The 18,067-nt window shown below is 65.4% G+C and carries 21 protein-coding genes; 9 read left to right on the top strand and 12 right to left on the bottom strand.

Going from position 1 to position 18,067, the window contains the following annotated elements; genetic code table 11:
- Positions 1-10: 10 nt before the first annotated feature.
- Complete coding sequence (locus K369_RS11405) at positions 11-451, bottom strand: CHRD domain-containing protein (RefSeq protein ID WP_036291256.1); 441 nt, start codon at positions 449-451, stop codon at positions 11-13.
- Positions 452-606: 155 nt separating this feature from the next.
- On the opposite strand from K369_RS11405, the gene K369_RS11400 reads away from it, so the two are divergent.
- Entirely contained in the window at positions 607-939 is a 333-nt protein-coding gene (locus K369_RS11400; RefSeq protein WP_036291254.1) for a rhodanese-like domain-containing protein, read from the top strand.
- 203 nt (positions 940-1,142) lie between these two features.
- Here the strand turns inward: K369_RS11400 and K369_RS11395 are convergent, their stop codons facing one another.
- The 3 genes from K369_RS11395 to guaA form a co-directional block, all read right to left on the bottom strand.
- A complete protein-coding gene (locus K369_RS11395; RefSeq protein WP_051949223.1) occupies positions 1,143-1,709 on the bottom strand; it encodes a type II toxin-antitoxin system VapC family toxin in 567 nt (188 codons plus the stop codon).
- Between the two features lies 1 nt (position 1,710).
- Complete coding sequence (locus K369_RS11390) at positions 1,711-1,995, bottom strand: hypothetical protein (protein ID WP_245278179.1); 285 nt, start codon at positions 1,993-1,995, stop codon at positions 1,711-1,713.
- 155 nt (positions 1,996-2,150) lie between these two features.
- A complete protein-coding gene (gene guaA, locus K369_RS11385; protein WP_051949222.1) occupies positions 2,151-3,752 on the bottom strand; it encodes a glutamine-hydrolyzing GMP synthase in 1,602 nt (533 codons plus the stop codon).
- Between the two features lie 237 nt (positions 3,753-3,989).
- Between guaA and K369_RS11380 the strand changes: the two genes are divergently transcribed.
- The gene (locus K369_RS11380) at positions 3,990-4,358 is read left to right on the top strand and encodes an endonuclease domain-containing protein (protein WP_036291253.1); all 369 of its coding nucleotides are present in this window, start codon (positions 3,990-3,992) and stop codon (positions 4,356-4,358) included.
- Here K369_RS11380 and K369_RS11375 read toward each other — a convergent pair.
- Positions 4,331-5,623, bottom strand: coding sequence for an RsmB/NOP family class I SAM-dependent RNA methyltransferase (locus tag K369_RS11375; RefSeq protein ID WP_036291250.1), 1,293 nt, complete (start codon positions 5,621-5,623; stop codon positions 4,331-4,333). The two genes, K369_RS11380 and K369_RS11375, sit on opposite strands and share 28 nt — an antisense overlap.
- 203 nt (positions 5,624-5,826) lie before the next feature.
- Between K369_RS11375 and K369_RS27150 the strand changes: the two genes are divergently transcribed.
- Positions 5,827-5,970, top strand: a complete 144-nt coding sequence (locus tag K369_RS27150) for a hypothetical protein (RefSeq protein ID WP_198033105.1) — start codon at positions 5,827-5,829, stop codon at positions 5,968-5,970.
- A 66-nt stretch (positions 5,971-6,036) separates the two neighbouring features.
- Here K369_RS27150 and K369_RS26450 read toward each other — a convergent pair whose 3' ends face one another.
- Positions 6,037-6,216: a helix-turn-helix domain-containing protein gene (locus K369_RS26450; RefSeq protein WP_156967858.1), complete on the bottom strand. Its 180-nt coding sequence runs from the start codon at positions 6,214-6,216 to the stop codon at positions 6,037-6,039.
- Between the two features lie 27 nt (positions 6,217-6,243).
- On the opposite strand from K369_RS26450, the gene K369_RS26445 reads away from it, so the two are divergent.
- Positions 6,244-6,639, top strand: a complete 396-nt coding sequence (locus K369_RS26445) for a hypothetical protein (protein ID WP_156967857.1) — start codon at positions 6,244-6,246, stop codon at positions 6,637-6,639.
- A gap of 14 nt (positions 6,640-6,653) precedes the next feature.
- Here the strand turns inward: K369_RS26445 and K369_RS27145 are convergent, their stop codons facing one another.
- Positions 6,654-6,956, bottom strand: a complete 303-nt coding sequence (locus K369_RS27145) for a hypothetical protein (protein WP_198033104.1) — start codon at positions 6,954-6,956, stop codon at positions 6,654-6,656.
- A 229-nt stretch (positions 6,957-7,185) separates the two neighbouring features.
- Here K369_RS27145 and K369_RS11360 point away from each other — a divergent pair, with 229 nt between their 5' ends.
- On the top strand, positions 7,186-7,758 hold the full coding sequence (locus K369_RS11360) for a recombinase family protein (protein WP_036291244.1): 573 nt from the start codon (positions 7,186-7,188) through the stop codon (positions 7,756-7,758).
- Positions 7,759-7,966: 208 nt separating this feature from the next.
- Here K369_RS11360 and K369_RS11355 read toward each other — a convergent pair whose 3' ends face one another.
- From K369_RS11355 to K369_RS11335, 5 genes are read right to left on the bottom strand one after another with little or no spacing between them, the layout of a single operon-like run.
- The gene (locus tag K369_RS11355) at positions 7,967-8,377 is read right to left on the bottom strand and encodes an MAPEG family protein (RefSeq protein ID WP_245278283.1); all 411 of its coding nucleotides are present in this window, start codon (positions 8,375-8,377) and stop codon (positions 7,967-7,969) included.
- 21 nt (positions 8,378-8,398) lie between these two features.
- Positions 8,399-9,202: a hypothetical protein gene (locus K369_RS11350; protein ID WP_036291240.1), complete on the bottom strand. Its 804-nt coding sequence runs from the start codon at positions 9,200-9,202 to the stop codon at positions 8,399-8,401.
- Positions 9,203-9,220: 18 nt separating this feature from the next.
- The gene (locus K369_RS11345; protein ID WP_036291237.1) at positions 9,221-11,455 is read right to left on the bottom strand and encodes an N-6 DNA methylase; all 2,235 of its coding nucleotides are present in this window, start codon (positions 11,453-11,455) and stop codon (positions 9,221-9,223) included.
- 41 nt (positions 11,456-11,496) lie between these two features.
- Positions 11,497-12,492 (bottom strand): class II fructose-bisphosphatase, encoded by a 996-nt coding sequence (gene glpX, locus K369_RS11340; protein WP_026598919.1) that lies wholly within the window; start codon positions 12,490-12,492, stop codon positions 11,497-11,499.
- A 21-nt stretch (positions 12,493-12,513) separates the two neighbouring features.
- Positions 12,514-13,833: a homoserine dehydrogenase gene (locus K369_RS11335; protein WP_036291234.1), complete on the bottom strand. Its 1,320-nt coding sequence runs from the start codon at positions 13,831-13,833 to the stop codon at positions 12,514-12,516.
- 294 nt (positions 13,834-14,127) lie between these two features.
- On the opposite strand from K369_RS11335, the gene cysS reads away from it, so the two are divergent.
- The 4 genes from cysS (at position 14,128) to cimA (ending at position 18,022) form a co-directional block, all read left to right on the top strand.
- The gene (gene cysS, locus K369_RS11330) at positions 14,128-15,561 is read left to right on the top strand and encodes a cysteine--tRNA ligase (protein WP_036294928.1); all 1,434 of its coding nucleotides are present in this window, start codon (positions 14,128-14,130) and stop codon (positions 15,559-15,561) included.
- A gap of 228 nt (positions 15,562-15,789) precedes the next feature.
- Positions 15,790-15,924, top strand: coding sequence for a hypothetical protein (locus tag K369_RS27955; RefSeq protein ID WP_256380986.1), 135 nt, complete (start codon positions 15,790-15,792; stop codon positions 15,922-15,924).
- 2 nt (positions 15,925-15,926) lie between these two features.
- On the top strand, positions 15,927-16,430 hold the full coding sequence (locus K369_RS11320) for a GNAT family N-acetyltransferase (protein WP_036291230.1): 504 nt from the start codon (positions 15,927-15,929) through the stop codon (positions 16,428-16,430).
- The gene (cimA, locus tag K369_RS11315; protein ID WP_036291228.1) at positions 16,427-18,022 is read left to right on the top strand and encodes a citramalate synthase; all 1,596 of its coding nucleotides are present in this window, start codon (positions 16,427-16,429) and stop codon (positions 18,020-18,022) included. The genes K369_RS11320 and cimA overlap by 4 nt, the downstream gene beginning before the upstream one ends.
- Positions 18,023-18,067 lie beyond the last annotated feature (45 nt).

Here is an 18,067-nt window from a genome sequence, read left to right as displayed (position 1 = left end):
GCCGGCCTCGTCAGCGCACGCGCGTCAGCTGGCCGCGCAGCGCCCCGTCCGGATGCTTGTCGGTGTGGATGTTGAAATACCACTGGCCGTTCTCGAGCTGGCGGATCTGCTGCGCGTCGAGCGTCGCCTCGCCGCGGAAATTATCGTTCGACGCGTCGACCGGCAGCACTGGGGCGGCGTTCTGGCCAGGTCCCGCCGGGCCGTGGAAATGCGCTTTCGTCTCCTCGCCCTTGAGGCCCTGGTAATGGCCCTTCCAGGTGATCTTGCGGCTCGCGGGATCGAGCGTGACCTCGATCGATCCCGCGCCCTTGCTCGCGCTGGGCGGATTCTCCGCGCCGCCGGTGAGATCGCCCTTGAACATCAGCACTTCGGCCATGGCCGGCGAGCCAGCGAGACCAAGCGCGAGGGCCGCCGCAGCGAGCGACGCGTTCCACGATGCGATTCTGGACATTTGTGGACCTCCTGTGCCAAAAGGCGGGAAGAACGCCCCCGAGGCGCCTCCACCTAACGCGCCCGCGCGACGCTTCAACCCGGTTGCCAGAGCCTCGGCGCCGACAGATTGGAAGACGTATCGCCAGGGCCGCGCATCGATCCGGGAAGAGCGACATGGCCGAGTGGTATAGCGAGATCAGCCTAGAAGATTTGAAGAGCGGGATCGCCGACAAGTCGATCATTCTCGTCGATGTGCGCGAGGCGGACGAATACGCCCAGGGCCATATCGACGGCGCTTTGTTCGTGCCGCTGTCCGCCTTCGATCCAGCCAAGATTCCGGCTCCGGCCGAGGGCCAGAAGGTCGTGGTCTATTGCCGCTCCGGCAAGCGCTCGGTGACCGCCATGGAGCAGGCCCGCCTCTTCGGCCGCCGCGACGTGAGCACGCATTTCGGCGGCGGCATCATCGGCTGGCAGAAGGCCGGGGAGCCGGTGGTCACGGGGATGTGATGGGGCGCGGGCGTGCGTCAGCAAGCTTCGAAGGCTGGCGCGCGGCGACGGGCGACCTGCGAGCCGTTGGATCAGCGGCTCTTCTCGCTCAATGCGGCCCGCTACGACGAATTTCTGCGCGCGCTCGACAATCCCCGCCGGCGCCGGGGCCGAAGCCGCACTCGCTGCTACGCCGCGTTCCGGCGTGGCGGAGATAGGGCGCTTCACTTGCGGCGGTAGAACAGGGCGCGCCCCGTGGGGACAAGCTGGAGCAGCAGGTCGAAGTCGCCGATATTCGCCGTCAGCACGACCAATCCTAGCTTTCGCGCCTGCAAAAACAGGACACAGTCCTGAAGCGCGCGCAGCCTGCCATCCTTCTGATAGCTTCGGAGGCGGCAGAGCGCGCCGGACAGCAGCGCCGCTCTTCCGAGAATCTCCGCATCGGGCGTAAAAATCCGATGCGGCGGCATGGCGGCAATCTGCTTGCGGATTTCGGCGACGACTGCGGCGGTGCGTGTGTCCGAGGGCTGCAGCGCGCCGACCGTATGCATCATCTCCTGTATCGCGACGGTCGAATGATTGACCTGCCGACGCGCGATCAGATCGTCCAGCAATTGCGGCGTCCGATCCTGCATCTGATCGATATAGACGCAAGTATCGAGCAGCAGTCCTTGCCCGCCGATGCGGCTCGCATCGACGAAGGGAAGCTCGCTGTCCGCCCGCCGTGCGAGCTTCCGCCGCGCATCGAGCCGCGCCCAGCGCAGCGCCGCGTCGAAATCGAAGGCCGTCACCTCAGAAGCCGAGCTTCAAATCGGGATCGACCTTGCCGCGGGACTTTTTGAACGCTTCAGCGAAATCGTCCTCGAGCGCGATCGAGGCGAGGGCGAATTCGATGAGATCTGTGTCCGCCTCTATGCCGGTCCGGCGCTTCGCTTGGGCGACCAGAGCTGGACTGACGCGCCCGCCGATGCGTCCGCTCTTTTCCGCGAGCAGGCCCGACCGCTCCGCCGCCTGCATCACGGCGTTGAAACGAGCCTGATTGACGGCGTGGCTTGCCGGCAGCGCCCGTCCTGTCACGCTTCCGCTCTTTGCCCGAGCAGATTGCTTCGCGCCTTCGATTGCGGGCTCGCTCTTTGACGGCTTCGCCATGACGGCGCCTCTAAGTTGTACGACTTTTTAATTTGTTCAACATAGCCGCGCGCCCCGCCGATTTCAATGCGATGACCGCTCTGCTACTCCCACTCGATCGTCCCCGGCGGCTTGCTGGTCACATCATACACCACGCGATTCACGCCGCGCACTTCATTGATGATGCGCGTCGCCGCCCGGCCGAGAAACGCCATGTCGAAAGGATAGAAATCCGCCGTCATTCCATCGGTGCTCGTCACCGCGCGCAAAGCGCAGACATGGTCGTAGCTGCGGCCGTCGCCCATCACGCCCACTGTGCGCACCGGCAGTAGCACGGCGAAGGCCTGCCAGATCACGTCATAGAGTCCGGCCTTGCGGATCTCGTCGAGATAGATGGCGTCCGCCTTGCGCAATATGTCCAGCTTCTCGCGCGTGATGCCGCCCGGGCAGCGGATGGCGAGGCCGGGGCCGGGGAAGGGGTGGCGGCCGACGAAAGCCTCTGGCAGGCCCAGCTCGCGGCCGAGCGCGCGCACCTCGTCCTTGAACAATTCGCGCAACGGCTCGACGAGCTTCATATTCATGCGCTCGGGCAGGCCGCCGACATTGTGATGCGATTTGATCGTCACCGAAGGCCCGCCGGAGAAGGACACGCTTTCGATGACGTCCGGGTAGAGCGTGCCCTGCGCCAGAAATTGCGGCGCGCCGCGGCCGTCGGCGGCGATCTTCTTGGCTTCTTCTTCAAAGGTCTCGATGAAGAGGCGGCCGATCGTCTTGCGCTTGACCTCCGGGTCCTCGACTCCTTCCAGCGCTTGCAGGAACAGCTCCTGCGCCTCCACATGCACGAGCGGAATGTTGTAGTGATCGCGGAAGAGGGTGACGACCTCCTCCGCCTCGCCGCCGCGCAGCAGGCCGTGATCAACGAAGACGCAAGTGAGCGCATCGCCGATCGCCTCATGGATCAGCACGGCGGCCACGGCGGAATCGACGCCGCCCGAAAGCCCGCAGAGCACGCGGCCGGAGCCGACTTGGCGGCGCACGGCCTCGATCGCCTCGCCGCGGAAGGCCGACATGGTCCAATCGGATTTCAGCCCCGCGACATTGTGCACGAAATTGGAGATGAGCTTGGCGCCGTCCGGCGTATGCGCCACCTCGAGGTGGAATTGCACGCCGTAATAGCGCCGTGCCTCGTCGGCGATGGCGCCCATAGGGGCGTTCTCCGAGGCGGCGATGACGCGAAAGCCCTCCGGCAGGCGGGTGACGCGGTCGCCATGGCTCATCCATACGGGATAGCGGCCGCCCTTTTCCCACACGCCGGAAAAGAGCGGGCTCTCCTCGACGACGCCGATCTCGGCGCGGCCGAATTCGCGATGATGGCCGCCCTCCACCGCGCCGCCCAATTGCGCGGCCAGCAGCTGCTCGCCGTAGCAAATGGCGAGCACGGGGATTTTCGCGTCGAAAATGCTCTGCGGCGCGCGCGGCGAGCCTTCCTCGGTGACGGAGCAGGGGCCGCCGGAGAGGATCACCGCCTTGGGGCGGATTTCGGCGAAGGCGCGCTCGGCGCTCTGGAAAGGCGCGATCTCGCAATAGACGCCGGCCTCGCGCACGCGCCGCGCGATGAGCTGCGTCACCTGCGAGCCGAAATCGACGATCAGCAGCTTGTCGTGGCGATCGGTGATTTCGTGGTGGAAGCTCTCAGTGGCGGTCATGCTGGTCTTTCGTGTGTGGGGGCGCGTGAGAGGTAGTGACTACCTCTCGTCGTCGGCAATGCGCAAGAGCGCGGCGCGCCCCCTCCCCAACCCTCCCCCGCTCCCGCGGGAGAGGGGGCAGATTGCGCGCGTCATCGAAATTGCGCAAAATTTGTCAGTAGAACAACGACCGCGGCGTTCTCCCCTCTCCCGCGTAGCGGGGGAGGTGGCGAGCGAAGCGAGCCGGAGGGGGCCAGGATGCGGCAGACCCGCCTGATGACGAAGCGCGCGCGATCGCTCCGGCGTGAGCTGACGGACGCCGAACGCAAGCTCTGGTATGCTTTGCGCGCCCATCGCCTCGCAGGCCTTTCCTTCCGCCGACAAGAGCCTTGTGGGCCTTTTATCGCGGATTTTCTCTGCGCCGAAGCACGGCTCGTAATCGAAGTGGACGGGGCCACTCATTCCACAGAAGACGAAATCGCCTACGACAGGCGACGTGACGAATGGTTCGTCGCCAATGGCTACCGCGTGTTGCGTCTCACCAACGCGGAAATCTATCGAAACCTCGACGGCATTTGCGAAACGATACTTGCCGCCGCTCACCCGCGCTTCAGCACGCACACGTAAAACCCATCCGTCCCCGCCGTGCGCGGCGTCAGGCGAAATCCCGCCCCATGCGGCGAGGCGAAGCGCGCCAGCTCCGGCAGCCCGGCCTTGGCCGTCGCCTCCTCGGCCGGAACGGCGGAAAAATCCGCATGTCCCTCGAGAAAGCGCGCGATCTGCGCCTCATTCTCGTCGATCAGCAGCGAGCAGGTGACATAGGCCACGCGCCCGCCAGCCTTCACGAAGCGCGGGGCCTTGTCCAGCAGCTCGCGCTGCTCGGCGATGCGCTGCTCCAGCGCGCCGGGGGCGAGGCGCCATTTGGCGTCCGGGTGGCGGCGCCAGGTTCCCGTTCCGGTGCAGGGCGCGTCGATCAGCACGAGGCCGCAGCGCACTTCGAGATCGGCGAGCACTTCCGTCTTCCCGCGCGGGGCGCGGACCTGCACATTGCGCGCGCCGGCTCGCTCGAGCCGCGGATAGATGGGGGTGAGGCGGCGGCCGTCGTCGTCGAAGGCGTAGATCTGCCCGCGATTGTGCATCTGCCCGGCCAGCGCCAGCGTCTTGCCGCCGCCGCCGGCGCAAAGGTCCAGAACCTGCTCGCCCGGCTCGGCAGCGCAGAGCAGAGCGGCGAGCTGCGAGCCTTCATCCTGCGGCTCGACCAGGCCTTTGACATAGGCGGGCTCGGCCGTCAGCGCCGGGCCGCGCCCCTTGGCCGGCGGCGCGATGCGCAGGCCGAGTGGCGAGAGAGGCGTCGGCTCCGGCGAGAGATGCGCGAGACGGCGCAGCGCGTCCTCGCGCGAAGCCTTCAGAATATTGGCGCGCAGATCGACTGGCGCGCGCGCGGCGAGAGCGCGGCCCTCCTCGGCGGCGGCCGCGCCGAAAGCGGCGTCGAAGCGCTCGGCGAGCCATTCGGGATAATCGCCGCGAACATGCGCCGGCGCGCCCTCGAGCGTCGCCGCAGCGAGGCGCTCGCGCTCCGCATCCGTGAGCGGGGCGGGGGCGTGGCCCTCGCCGGAGAACAGCGCCGCGATCTCCTCGACGGTCAGCCCGCCCGATTCGCGCAGCGCGCCGATGATGACGGCGCGGGGCGCGTCCGAGCCCATCAGGAAAGCGGCCGAGGCGCGCTTGCGCAGCGTGTCGAACACGAGACTCGATATGGAGGCGCGGTCCTTGGAGCCGGCGAAGCGGTGCGAAAGCCCCCAATCCTTGATCGCATCGGCGGCCGGACGGCGGCGTTCGGCGAGCTCGGCGAGGATTTCTATGGCGGCGGAGACTTGTGCGGCGGGAGTCATGTCGGCTCTGCTTTACGGCCTCGCGGGCCGGCAGGCCAGCGCCAGCGCGCTCGAGAGGTCAGATAGCGCATGGAAAGGCAAAAAGTCTCAGAAAATCGTCATGGTAGCGCTCACGGCCACAATCTGGCCAAAATAGCCTAGCTGAAGTCATGTTGCGCCGCAAAAGCCACGGCGTTTTCCACACATACCGTCGGAAGCCAAAGATGCGCTCTCTTCGTCCGCTCGCCGCCATTCTGCTCGCTCTCTCCCTTGCCGCCTGCGCGGCTCAGTCGCAGCCCGACCTGACCCCGCCGCCGAAGAAGCCGCTCGACGCCAAGACCCAGCTCGAGACCGGCCGCAAATACTGAGTTTCGCTTCGCCGCTGCGGATCGTCACGAAAAGGCGATCCGCGCGGCGAAGATCGTTCCACAGCGTTATTCCGCGGTCGCGGATGCGTCCGCGTAGAGCAGCGCCAGCAGCTTCGCCGACAATTCTTGCGTGGACAGCCCCAGAGCGAAGGCAGTCTGTCGATAATCGCCGTTGAAACGGCGCAATGTGCGCAGGACGAGCCGTCGTTCGACGGCCTCGATCGAGTAGCCGATGAGCATGTCCACGGCTATATCCGCTGTGTCGAGTGGAATTTGTCCACGATTTTGCTGAGGCTGAGCGGCGGCGCGATCGATCGCGTCTTCGTCTCCGGCTATGAGCAGGATTCGGTTCCGCTCCGAATCGGCGTCGGAGAGGACGCGAGGACGGCGGGGCGACTCACGACCGATCGGCTCTTCCTTCGACGCCAGCGAAAACGCGACTGGATCCCCGACGGAAAGATATGGCCCGTCTTCGTCGAACCGGACCAGAAATTGCGGAGCCAGGCCTTGAAAGTCCGCGATATAGACGAGCGTCAGCTCCGCGCCGAGCGTCCGCAGTCTGACGCGCCGATACTTGCTCTGCTCGTCCCCGGATCGGCGCCGGCTGGCCGGCTCGTCGTCGCGGCGCAAGCCCCGCCGTCCGAATGGCGCCACGCCGGAGGCGCGTGAGGAATGGTCCGCCATCATTCGCCGCCTCGCGCCTGCCAGCCCGCATAGGCGCCGACAATCGCCGACACGAAGACCAGAGCCGCGCAAGCAACCCCTCCGGCCGTCAGAAAGCCGACGACCGCGCCGGAGACTGCGGCGATCATCATTCCGGTGACAGTGTCCGACACGCGGATATCCCTGGCCTCGAGGTCGCGGTGGGCCGCGCGCTCGTCCGGGACTGCAAGCCCGTCGCCACCGAAGCTCGAAGGGAATGAAGACATTTTTTCATCCCCGCGTCGGTGCAGGGCTGCAGCGTCGAACTCCCGATTTCGCGGCATAAACGGTCCTTTGTGACCATAACTAGCGCGTAAAAATCCTGTGACATCGTGCGCATGTTAGCATTGTAATTACAGGATTATTTTAACCGAGCGCATATTTCAAGGCGCAGGCAAGAAAGGACCGATTTTGTCAAGCCTTTCTGTCTCGTAATGAGATGGTTTGGTAGACAAAAACCGATTCTTTACGACGTGGCAGCGCCGTTTTGGCATCGAGACACGAGAACGAATAATGATCGTCGGCTATGCGCGAGTATCAACAGACGAGCAAAAACTCGATCTGCAGCTCAAAGCCTTAGAAAAGGTAGGATGTGATGAAATTTTTACGGATCATGGACGATCAGGACTTGATTTCAGTCGCGCCGGACTGGAGAAAGCGATGCAGAATTTGAAGTCCGGCGACACTTTGGTCGTCTGGCGCCTGGATCGGCTCGGCCGGTCTTTGCCAGGTCTCGTCGCGTTGATGGATAAGCTCGGAAAGAGAGGGATCAATTTTCAGTCTCTGACCGAGAATATCAACACGACCTCATCGGGCGGCCGGCTGATGTTCCATATGATGGCGGCGCTGGCCGAGTTCGAGCGTTCCCTCATCAGCGAAAGAACGCGGGCGGGGCTCTCCGCCGCGCGGGCGCGCGGCTGCACGCTCGGGCGGCCGAAATCGCTCAGCCCCGGTCAGATCGCTGAGGCTTTCGAAGCCATACGGCAGGAGAAGACGCAGGTACAGGAGGTGGCGGAGGAACTGGGCGTGTCCGTTCGCACCCTCCAGCGGAGCCTGCGCAACGCCTTTCCCGCCGGCCGGGGCTAGAAGAATCTTTCCATGTTTCATCGAAACGCGGAAAGATCCTGAGCGACGCGTCTCCGACGCCGAACCGCGTGGTTCTGATCGATCGAACGATTCCGTTCGATCGGAAAGCGCGCTAATCGATAGCGACGAGGCATTATTCATGTTCCGCCGAACATGAATAATGCGGCCGGCGAATGTCATTGGGCCTCGAGCTCGCGGCCGCGGATCGTCAGGAAAAGACGATCCGCGCGGCGAAGATCGCCCACATGAGGGCGAGCAGCGCGAATCCCGCCGTGAAAACGAAAAATCGCCGCTGCACATGATTGCTGGTGATGTGAATTGCGGCGTGCGCGTAACGCGTCACGACAAAGGCCCATTCCAGCGCGACGAATAAAAGATCGGCCTTTTCCGTGACCAGCGTCAGCGCGACCAGCGCATAGAACAGCACGGGCAGCTCGAATTGGCTGGCGTAGGAATTGGCGAGCTGGGCGATCTGGTCCGGCCAGCCCCGATTGAGCGCAATATCGGCCGGCCTCACCACTTTGCCCCGCAGCGCGCGAATGCGCGACCGCGCGAGAGCGACGAGCAGCCCCAGAGCGAGAGCGACGAGAGCGAAGACGGGCGCCAGAACAAATTTCACGGACAAGAAAAGCTCCCGAGCCTATGAGTCGAGCAGATGGGCGACGAGCGCGTCGATCTCCTGCGCGACGCCCGCATCGGCCAGCGCTTCCCGCACCAGCCGGCGCGCGCGCTGGAATTTGACGCCCTCTGGCAGAACCAATCCCGCCGCCAGCTTTTCCGCCTTCGCCGCCGCCTTGGCGAGAGCGGCGTGGGTGGCGTCTTTCGCATCGAAGCGGGGAATGGGAAGGTTGAAGATCACCTTGTCGAAATGCCGCGCGCCCCATTGGCCGCGCGCCTGCCACGCTTCTGCGCGGGCGCGGGTCGTCTCAGAGTTGATGATGGCGCAGAGATAGCGGGCTTCGGCTTCCGATGCCGGCGCGGACCAGTAGAGCATGTGGTCGATGACGAAATTTGCGTCTCGCACCACGGAAGCCGCGAGCAATGATCCCGCTTTGGCGTAGACGACGCGAAGTTTTGGGATAGGAAATTGCGCACCTAACTCGTTGTGGTAGTTCCAGCGGCCCACCAGCGTCATGCTTTCGGATTCGGCGTTCGCATTCCAGAGCTTTTCGGCTTTTCGCATCCATCCGTTCAGACCGTCGTAGCCACGGTTCAGGGCGGCCTCGGCGTCGAGAACCACAGCCTCGGCGTCGACCGGCACAACGGCCTCGAATGGCCGCCATATCCGGTAGGGGAGAATGCTTTCTCCGAGCAGCACGGGACGAAGAAACTCCGCCTCGACCTTGTTCTCGACGCCTGGCAAATCCTTCCAGGGCTTTTTCTCTAAGCCTGATCTGCGGCTCGTCACCACAGGGGCTGCCGTGTCGGCGCCCAAGCGCCCCATGGCCTTTCGTTCGACGAATCAGAGCATTCGCGGCACGAGCGTAGCGCCCTGCCGAAAGGATGAGCGATAGGCCGAGCCGCCCGAAAAGCTTCCCTCCGCAGGCCGCGGCGCTTTCTCGACGACCGAAAACCTTCCCTCGCCGATCAGCCGATCGACCAGCTCCTCCGGCGCGTCGCGCATCGGCAGCGCGCCGGAGTAGACGCGAACCTCCTCCGGCACGGGCCTCGATGTCGCGCGGCGGCGTCCGAACAGCACGCAGGAGGGCACGGGAAACAGCGGCTGCACATCGTCGTTCATCACCCAGGCGGCGTCCCATTGGATGCAGGCGGGATCGAAAGAGCCTTTGCGCAGCGGCTCGAATTGTCCGCGCGACAGCACGGCCATCGGCAGGACGAAGGCGATGCGTCCAGCCGCGTGCAGATAGAGCGAGGCGGCGCGCACGGTGAACAGCGCGCAGAGATCGTTCTGCGTGCCGAACTTGCCGCCGACATGCACCCGCTCGCCTTTGGCCAGCTCCTTGAACCGCTTCTGCAGATCGACGCTCATATGCCGATAGGCGACCCAGGGCGGATTGCCGACGACGACATGCGCCCAGCCGCCCCCGGCCGAATAGGCGAGCGGGCGCGAGAGATTGCGCGCCACATAGGCCCAGACCGAGTCGCGCCCCTCGCGGCGCAGGCGGTCGAAGGTCACATAGGTCTTGCCGAGGTCGGCGATGGCCAGTTCCTGCTCGCGCGTCACATCGGCGCGGTAATGCTGCTCGGAGATGCGATAGAGCGCCTTCTCGATCTGCGCGCGCGTCATGTTCTGCTCGGAGCCGGTGCGCATGCGCTCGATCGCTTTGTCGAACAGCGCCGGATCGCGGCAGAACGTGTCGGGAAAATCCAATTGCTCGCGGCCATTGGCGTCGATCTCGCCGCTGCGGCCCTGGCCGGCCGGCGGCGGCGGCACGCGAATGGTCAGCTCCTTGCCCGCCATCAGCTGGCTGATCGACAATTGCATCGCATCGCCGAGATAGACGGGAACGGAGATCGCCCCTGCCCGCACCGCCAGCGCCGGGGCCAAAGCGAGAAGATAGGTCACGCGGGCGATGATGACGGCGACCGGGTGAATGTCGGTCCCGGCGATATGCTGCGACACCTCGAAGGCGCGCCGCGCCGGATCGAGGCCGGCGTCCTCCGCCTCGGCCAGAAACAGCCGAATCGCATGAAAGAGGAAGGTCCCCGAGCCGCAGGCGGGATCGAGCACGCGCTGCTCGAGGGGGCGGTCGACCGCCGTCTTGACGACCTTGGCGGCGAGCCAGTCGGGCGTGTAATATTCGCCGAGGCCGTGGCGCTCGTCGCGGTCGATGAGCGATTCATAGAGGATTTTGAGGACGTCGCTCTCGACCTCATGCAGGCGGAAGCGCCGGACATGCGCCATGATGCGGCGCACAAGCGCCTGTCCGCGCGCATCGGCGACCACCCAGTCGAAGAAATCGCTCTCCACCGCGCCTTGAATGCCGGCGGCGCCGAAGGCCTCGCCCGAGAGCAGCCGGGCGGGATCGTCCTCGCGCAGCCCCAGCACGGCGAGCGCGATCGATTTGGCGACGATGACGAGAAAGCTGTGCTGGAAGAACAGCGCCTCGTTCTCGGCCTCGCGGCCATAGACGAGCTTGAGCAGCTCCGCCCATAATTGCCGCTTGAGGGCGACGGCGGGGTCGCTCTCCAGCGCGGTCCAGAGCGCCGCCAGCTCGGCATGGGCGCGGCGGAAGGCCAGCGAGTCCTGGCCGAGCTCCGCGCGGATGGTGATGGGGTCCGGCGGCAGGGAGCTTTTCAGCGCGACGACGCCATCGAGCCAGGCGAGAAAGGCCTCGGGCCGCTCCAAGTCGAGGAGCGTTTCCTTGATGAGGGTCAGCGCCCCTTCGGCCAGCTCGAAGGCCGCCCATTTCTGGCCGTCGGAGGCGAGGCCGACGAATTTCTGCCTTTCCTCGCGCTCGCGGTCGGCGAGATAGTCCGGCATGCGCCGTTCCACATCCGGCCACTCGCGCGCGAGGTCCGATTTCGCCTCGAAGACGGTGCGGCCGATGAGGGCGTCCAGGCGTCCGCGCACCTCGGGGACGCGCCGCTCGAATTCGAGCGCGCTGCGCTCGACGCCGAACTCCTCGACGAGAAGCTCGCGGAAATCGGCCTTCACTTCATCGTGGCCCGGCCTCGCGGCGAGGTGGCGCAGAAGCTCGCCGGTGCGATCGGAGATGGGCGCGGAAATCGTCAATTCCTCGGACTGGAAAAGAAAGCGTCGCGGGCGAAGGATTTTTAGTCTAGCTCGAATTTCCCGCTCACGCGATGCTGGGCGCTGATGCGCCGCACCGTGCCGGTGGAGGAGCGATAGACGAGCGTCTCCGTCTCGATCGCATCCTTGCCGAAGACGACGCCGAACAGCAGCGGCCCGTCGGTGACGCCGGTCGCGCAGACCACCACATCTCCGGAGGCAAGCTCCTCCAGCTCATATTTCTTGCGCGGATCGCGCACGCCCATTTCCGCCGCGCGCGCCGTCTTGGCCGGGCTGTCGAGCACGAGGCGGCCCTGCATCTGGCCGCCGACGCAGCGCAGCACGCCGGCCGCCAGCACGCCCTCCGGCGCGCCGCCGGCGCCGAGATACATATCGACGCCGGTCTCCGCCGGCTGGGCGGTGAAGATGATGCCCGCCACATCGCCGTCGCTGATGAGCCGCACGCATGCGCCCGCCGCGCGGCAGCGCGCGATCAGCTCGGCATGGCGGGGCCGGTCCAATATGCAGATGGTGACATCTTGCGCCGCGACGCCCTTGGCGGCGGCCAAAGCGGCGATATTGGCGCCGGGCTCATTGTCGAGATCGACGACGCCCGGCGGATAGCCGGGGCCGATGGCGATCTTGTCCATATAGACATCCGGCGCATAGAGCAGCGAGCCGGCCGCGGCGATGGCGACGATGGAGATCGCGCCCGCCATATCCTTGGCGCAGAGCGTAGAGCCCTCGAGCGGCGCCACGGCGAGATCGACGCGCGGGCCGCCGCCGGCGCCCACTTCCTCGCCGATGAACAGCATGGGCGCGGAATCGCGCTCGCCCTCGCCGATGACGACGCGGCCGCGAATCGCCAGCCGGCCCAATTCGCTGCGCATGGCGTCGACGGCGGCTTGATCGGCGGCCATCTCATCGCCGCGCCCGCGCCAGCGCGCCGCCGCTACCGCCGCCCGCTCGGTGACGCGGGCGAGCTCGAGGGTCAGATTGCGATCGAGGGATTTTTCTGCGGCCGATGCGGGGCGCGCCATGCGTTTTTCTCCGGCGATGCGCTATTCGCGCTCGATGCGGATGACCTGCGCCGGCTCGGCGATGACGCCGTCGGCGTAGATGGCGTCGAGCGCCTCGCGCACCAGGCGCTCGGTCGTCGCATGGGTGATGAGAATCACCCCGACTTGGGCGCCGTCCTGAGCCGCGCCGCTGCGCCGCGCCGCGCGCGCGCCATGCTGCATGATGCTCTCGAGCGAGATTTTGCGCTCCGCCATTGCGGTGGCGATGGCGGCGAAGGCGCCGGGCACATCCGGCACGGCGAGGCGAATGTAATAGCCGCCCTCATGCAGCGCCGCCGGAGCGCGCTCGAGCTTGCGCAGCGAAGCGCTCGGCAGGCCGAAGGGCGCGGAGCGCACGCCCTTGGCGATGTCGGCGATATCGGCGACGACGGCGGAGGCGGTGGCGTCGCCGCCGGCGCCGGGGCCGACCAAAGTCAGCTCATGCACAGCGTCGGCGTCGATGGTGACGGCGTTGGTGACGCCCATCACCTGCGCGATGGCGGTGGTCTTGCGCACCATTGTGGGGTGCACGCGCTGCTCTATGCCTTGCGCCGTGCGCTGGGCGACGCCGAGCAGCTTGATGCGGAATCCGAGCTCGCCGGCCGCGTCTATATCGGCGAGGGTGACGCGCTCTATGCCCTCTATCTCCACCGCCTCGGGCGCGATCTTCGCGCCGAAGGCGAGCGAGGCGAGAATCGACAGCTTATGCGCCGTGTCGAAACCGCCAATGTCGAAGGTCGGGTCCGCCTCGGCATAGCCCAAGCGCTGCGCCTCCTTCAGACATTCCTCGAAGGAGAGGCGCTCCGCCTCCATGCGCGAGAGGATATAATTGCAGGTGCCGTTGAGAATGCCATAGACGCGCTCGATCGAATTGCCGGCGAGGCCTTCGCGCAGCGTCTTGACGATGGGAATGCCGCCGGCCACCGAAGCCTCGAAGGCGAGCGCGACATGGCGGCTCTCGGCCAGCTCGGCCAGCGCCGAGCCATGGGCGGAGAGCAGCGCCTTATTGGCGGTGACGACGGATTTGCCTTTGGCGAGCGCGGTCTCGACGCTGACGCGCGCTGGCCCTTCGGACCCGCCGATCAGCTCGACGAAAAGATCTATGCCGTCCGCGGCGGCGAGGGCGATCGGATCGTCATAGAAGGTCGCGCCGGCGAGATCGACGCCGCGGTCCTTGCCCTTGTCGCGGGCGGAAACCGCCGTGACGACGATCTCGCGCCCCGTGCGCGCCGCCAGCGCCTGCGCCTGCCTCTGCAGCAGCCGCACGACCGATGCGCCCACCGTGCCCAAGCCCGCGACGCCGACGCGCAAGATTTCCGCCATTTGACCCTGTTCCGGAAAAAGAAGCCCGCGCCGCGACGCAGGGCCGCAGCGCGCGTTGTTGTGACTTATTCCGGCGAAGGGATCAAGGAAAGCCTCATGCGCTCCGGCGAAGGGCGCGGTCTGCGACTTGACGGACGGCCGGGGAGCGCGCATGTTAGCGCCCATGACGAGCACGCTCCACTCCTGCATCCATTGTCGGATCATTATCAGCTAGCCCAATCGCTGGCCGGAGCCGTCACGTCTCTCTTCATGACACGCAATGACGCCCCGGGCCGGCAGGCCGAGGGGAAATTCATGTCGTCCGACGCTCCCGTTCTGAAGCTCTACAATACGCTGACGCGCGCCAAGGAGGAGTTTCGTCCTCTCGATCCGGCGAATGTGCGCATGTATGTCTGCGGCCCCACCGTCTATGACTACGCCCATATCGGCAATGCGCGGCCGATCATCGTCTTCGACGTGCTGTTTCGCCTGCTGCGCCATCTCTATGGCGCCGATCATGTCACCTACGTCCGCAACATCACCGACGTCGACGACAAGATCAACGCGCGCGCCGCCGAGCGCGGAATCGCCATCCGCGAGCTGACCGAGGGCACCAATAAAATCTTCCAGGAGGATGTGAAGGCGCTCGGCTGCCTCGAGCCCAGCGTGCAGCCGCGCGCGACAGAACATATCGCCGAGATGATCGCCCTCATCGAGAAGATGATCGCCGCCGGCCACGCCTATGCGGCGGACGGCCATGTGCTGTTCGATGTGCCGTCCATGCCGGAGTATGGCCGCTTGTCGCGTCGCCCGCTCGACGAGATGATCGCCGGCGCCCGCGTCGATGTCGCGCCCTATAAGCGCGGCGACATGGATTTCGTGCTGTGGAAGCCGTCGAAGGAGAGCGAGCCCGGCTGGGAGTCTCCCTGGGGACGCGGTCGGCCCGGCTGGCATCTCGAATGCTCGGCAATGTCGTGGAAACATTTGGGCGAGGTCTTCGACATTCACGGCGGCGGCATCGATCTCGTCTTCCCGCATCACGAGAACGAGATCGCCCAGACGCGCTGCGCCTTCGGCCATGAGACGATGGCGAATTACTGGATGCACAATGGATTCCTGCAGGTCGAGGGCGAGAAAATGTCCAAGAGCCTGGGGAATTTCGTGACGATCAACGAGCTGCTGCACACCGAGAATTTCGGCGGGCGGAAATGGCCGGGCGAGGTGCTGCGCCTCGCCATGCTGCGCACGCATTATCGCCAGCCGATCGATTTTACCGTGAAGGCGCTCGAGGAGGCGGAGGCGACCTTAAACCGCTGGAGGAACACTGTCCGACGGGCTGATTACGTCGAGCAGCGGGCGCCAGTAGAGTTTGTGAACGCTTTATGCGAGGACTTAAACGCGCACTTGGCTTTTAGTTTGATGTCAAGCTACGCGGCTCGCGCGAACCGTGTTTCGCCGTTGGTCGGTGTAGAACCCGGAGGGCCTTATCCTTCGCCGGTTTCTGACGAAGAGGCTTCGAACGCCGCCGGTGAATTGGTGGCCTGTGGTAAGTTTCTGGGGATCGATCTAGTTGCGCGCAGCGACCAACAACTCAGTATCGTGCAACTCCAATTGATCGACGCGCGCCTTGCCGCCCGCGCTGCCAAGAACTGGGCCGAGTCAGACCGCATACGCGACGAGCTCGCGGCCATGGGCGTCGCGCTGAAGGACAATAAGGACGGCACGACGACATGGGAGGTGAAGCGATGAAGCTTCACTGCGCCCGAACATTATCCAACAAGCAAGACGCGCGACTCCTTCTCCCGCTCTGGGGGAGAAGGTGGCCCGACGAAGTCGGGTCGGATGAGGGCTCGCTGCGCATGGAATCATCGAAACGCGTCACGGACCCTCATCCGACCCTCGCTGACGCGAGGGCCACCTTCTCCCACAAGTGGGAGAAGGAGACGCGCGCGGAGATCGCGAGAGGAGACCACGCCCATGCTTAAGAACGACTGGCGCAGATTTCTGCCCTTTCCGGGGCATTGGGCGTCCTATCTCGTGTTCAAGCTCATCATCCTCGCGCTCGCAGCCATCGCCGCATGGCATGTGCTCGCGGCTTTCGAGCTGATCTAGCCATGGCGCGCGCCGCTTCCACTCCCGGGCTTCGTCCCTTTCTGCCGAACGATGCGCCGCGCCTCGCGCAATTGTTTCGCGCGAGCATAGAGACGCTCGCCGCCGAAGATTACGGCGAGGATCAGCTCGCCGCCTGGGCCGCCGCCGCCGATGACGAAGAGGCTTTTGCGAAGAAGCTCGCTGGCGCGCTGACCATTGTCGCCTCGCTCGACGGCGAGCTCGCCGGCTTCGCCGCGCTGCGCGACAATAGTCTCTTCGACATGCTCTATGTGCATCCGCGCGCGGCGCGGCGCGGCGTCGGCTCGGCGCTCGCCGACGCCATGGAAAAGCTCGCCGCCGCGCGTGGAACGCGCGAGATCAGCGTCGACGCTTCCGACGCGGCGCGCGATTTCTTCGCCGCGCGCGGCTATGTCGCCCATCAGCGCAACATGCGCGAGCTGCGCGGCGAATGGCTCGGCAACACCACGATGAAGAAGCAACTCGAGAGCAAGGCTGCAACGCAATGACACGGGAGAGGCTGACGCTCTTCGACACGACGCTGCGCGATGGCGCGCAGACGACCGGCGTCGATTTCTCGCTCGCCGACAAGCGCCAGATCGCCGCAATGCTCGACGAGCTCGGCCTCGATTACATCGAGGGCGGCTATCCCGGCGCCAATCCGCTGGACACCGAGTTTTTTGCGAAACGCCCGCCCTTGAAGGCGCATTTCGCCGCCTTCGGCATGACGCGCCGGCAGGGCCGCTCTGCGTCCAACGATCCCGGCGTCGCCGCTCTGCTGGACGCCGATTGCGATTGCGTGACTTTCGTCGCCAAGGCCTGGGATTATCAAGTGCGCGTCGCGCTGCGCTCGACACTCGAGGATAATCTCGACGGCATTCGCCAATCAGTCGCCGCCGCCGTCGCGCGCGGCAAGGAAGTTCTCGTCGATTGCGAGCATTTCTTCGACGGTTATAAGGACAATCGCGATTATGCGCTGGCCTGCGCCAATGCTGCGCATGAGGCCGGCGCGAGATGGATCGTGCTCTGCGACACCAATGGCGGCTCGCAGCCCAATGAGGTGGAGCGCATAGTGGCGGAGGTCGCGCGCGTCATTCCGGGCGCGAAACTCGGCATTCATGCGCATGACGATACGGGGCAGGCGGTCGCCGTCTCGCTGGCCGCTGTGCGCGGCGGCGCGCGGCAGATTCAAGGCGCGCTCAACGGGCTCGGCGAACGCTGCGGCAACGCCAATCTGACGACGATCATCGGAAATCTTCTGCTGAAGAGTGAATTCTCGGATCGCTTCGAGATCGGCGTGACGCGCGAAAACCTGACGCATTTGACGCGCACCAGCCATGCGCTCGACGAATTGCTCAATCGTGCGCCCAATCGTCACGCGCCTTACGTCGGCGCCAGCGCCTTCGCCACCAAGGCCGGCATTCACGCCTCCGCCGTGCTGACCGATCCGCGCACTTATGAGCATGTGCCGCCGGAGAGCGTCGGCAATCAGCGCCGCGTGCTGGTGTCGGATCAGGCGGGAAAATCCAATATCGTCGCCGAGCTGGAGCGATTGGGAATTTCGCTCGCGAAGGACGATCCGCGCCTCACGCGTCTGCTCGACGAGGTGAAGGAGAAGGAGGCGCAAGGCTACGCCTATGAAGGCGCCGACGCCTCTTTCTATCTGCTCGCCAAGCGCGTGCTCGGCGAGCTTCCGCATTATTTCGACATCGAGCGCTACAGCGTCGCCGTGGATCGCCGCTTCGGCGCCAATCTCGGCGCGGAGGAGGCGGGCGCCGAGGCGATCGTCAAGCTGCGCATCGACGGGCGCTCGACCATTTCCGCCGCCGAGGGCAATGGCCCGATCAATGCGCTCGATGTCGCGCTGCGCAAGGATCTCGGCAAATATCAATCCTTCATCGAGGATGTGAAGCTCGTCGATTATCGTGTGCGCGTGTTCCAGGGCGGCACCGATGCGGTGACGCGCGTGCTGGTCGAATGCGCGGACGCCAAGGGAGAGATATGGTCCACCGTCGGCGTCTCGCCCAATGTCGTCGACGCCTCTTTTGAGGCGCTGGTCGACGCCATCGTCTATAAGCTCGTGCGGTCTGGCGCGGTCTAGCCGTTCGTCCTTCTCCCATTTCATGGGAGAAGGGAGCGCGCTACG

Source organism: Methylosinus sp. PW1 (assembly GCF_000745215.1).
Taxonomy (GTDB): domain Bacteria; phylum Pseudomonadota; class Alphaproteobacteria; order Rhizobiales; family Beijerinckiaceae; genus Methylosinus.
This window is presented reverse-complemented; position numbering and strand designations above follow the sequence as displayed.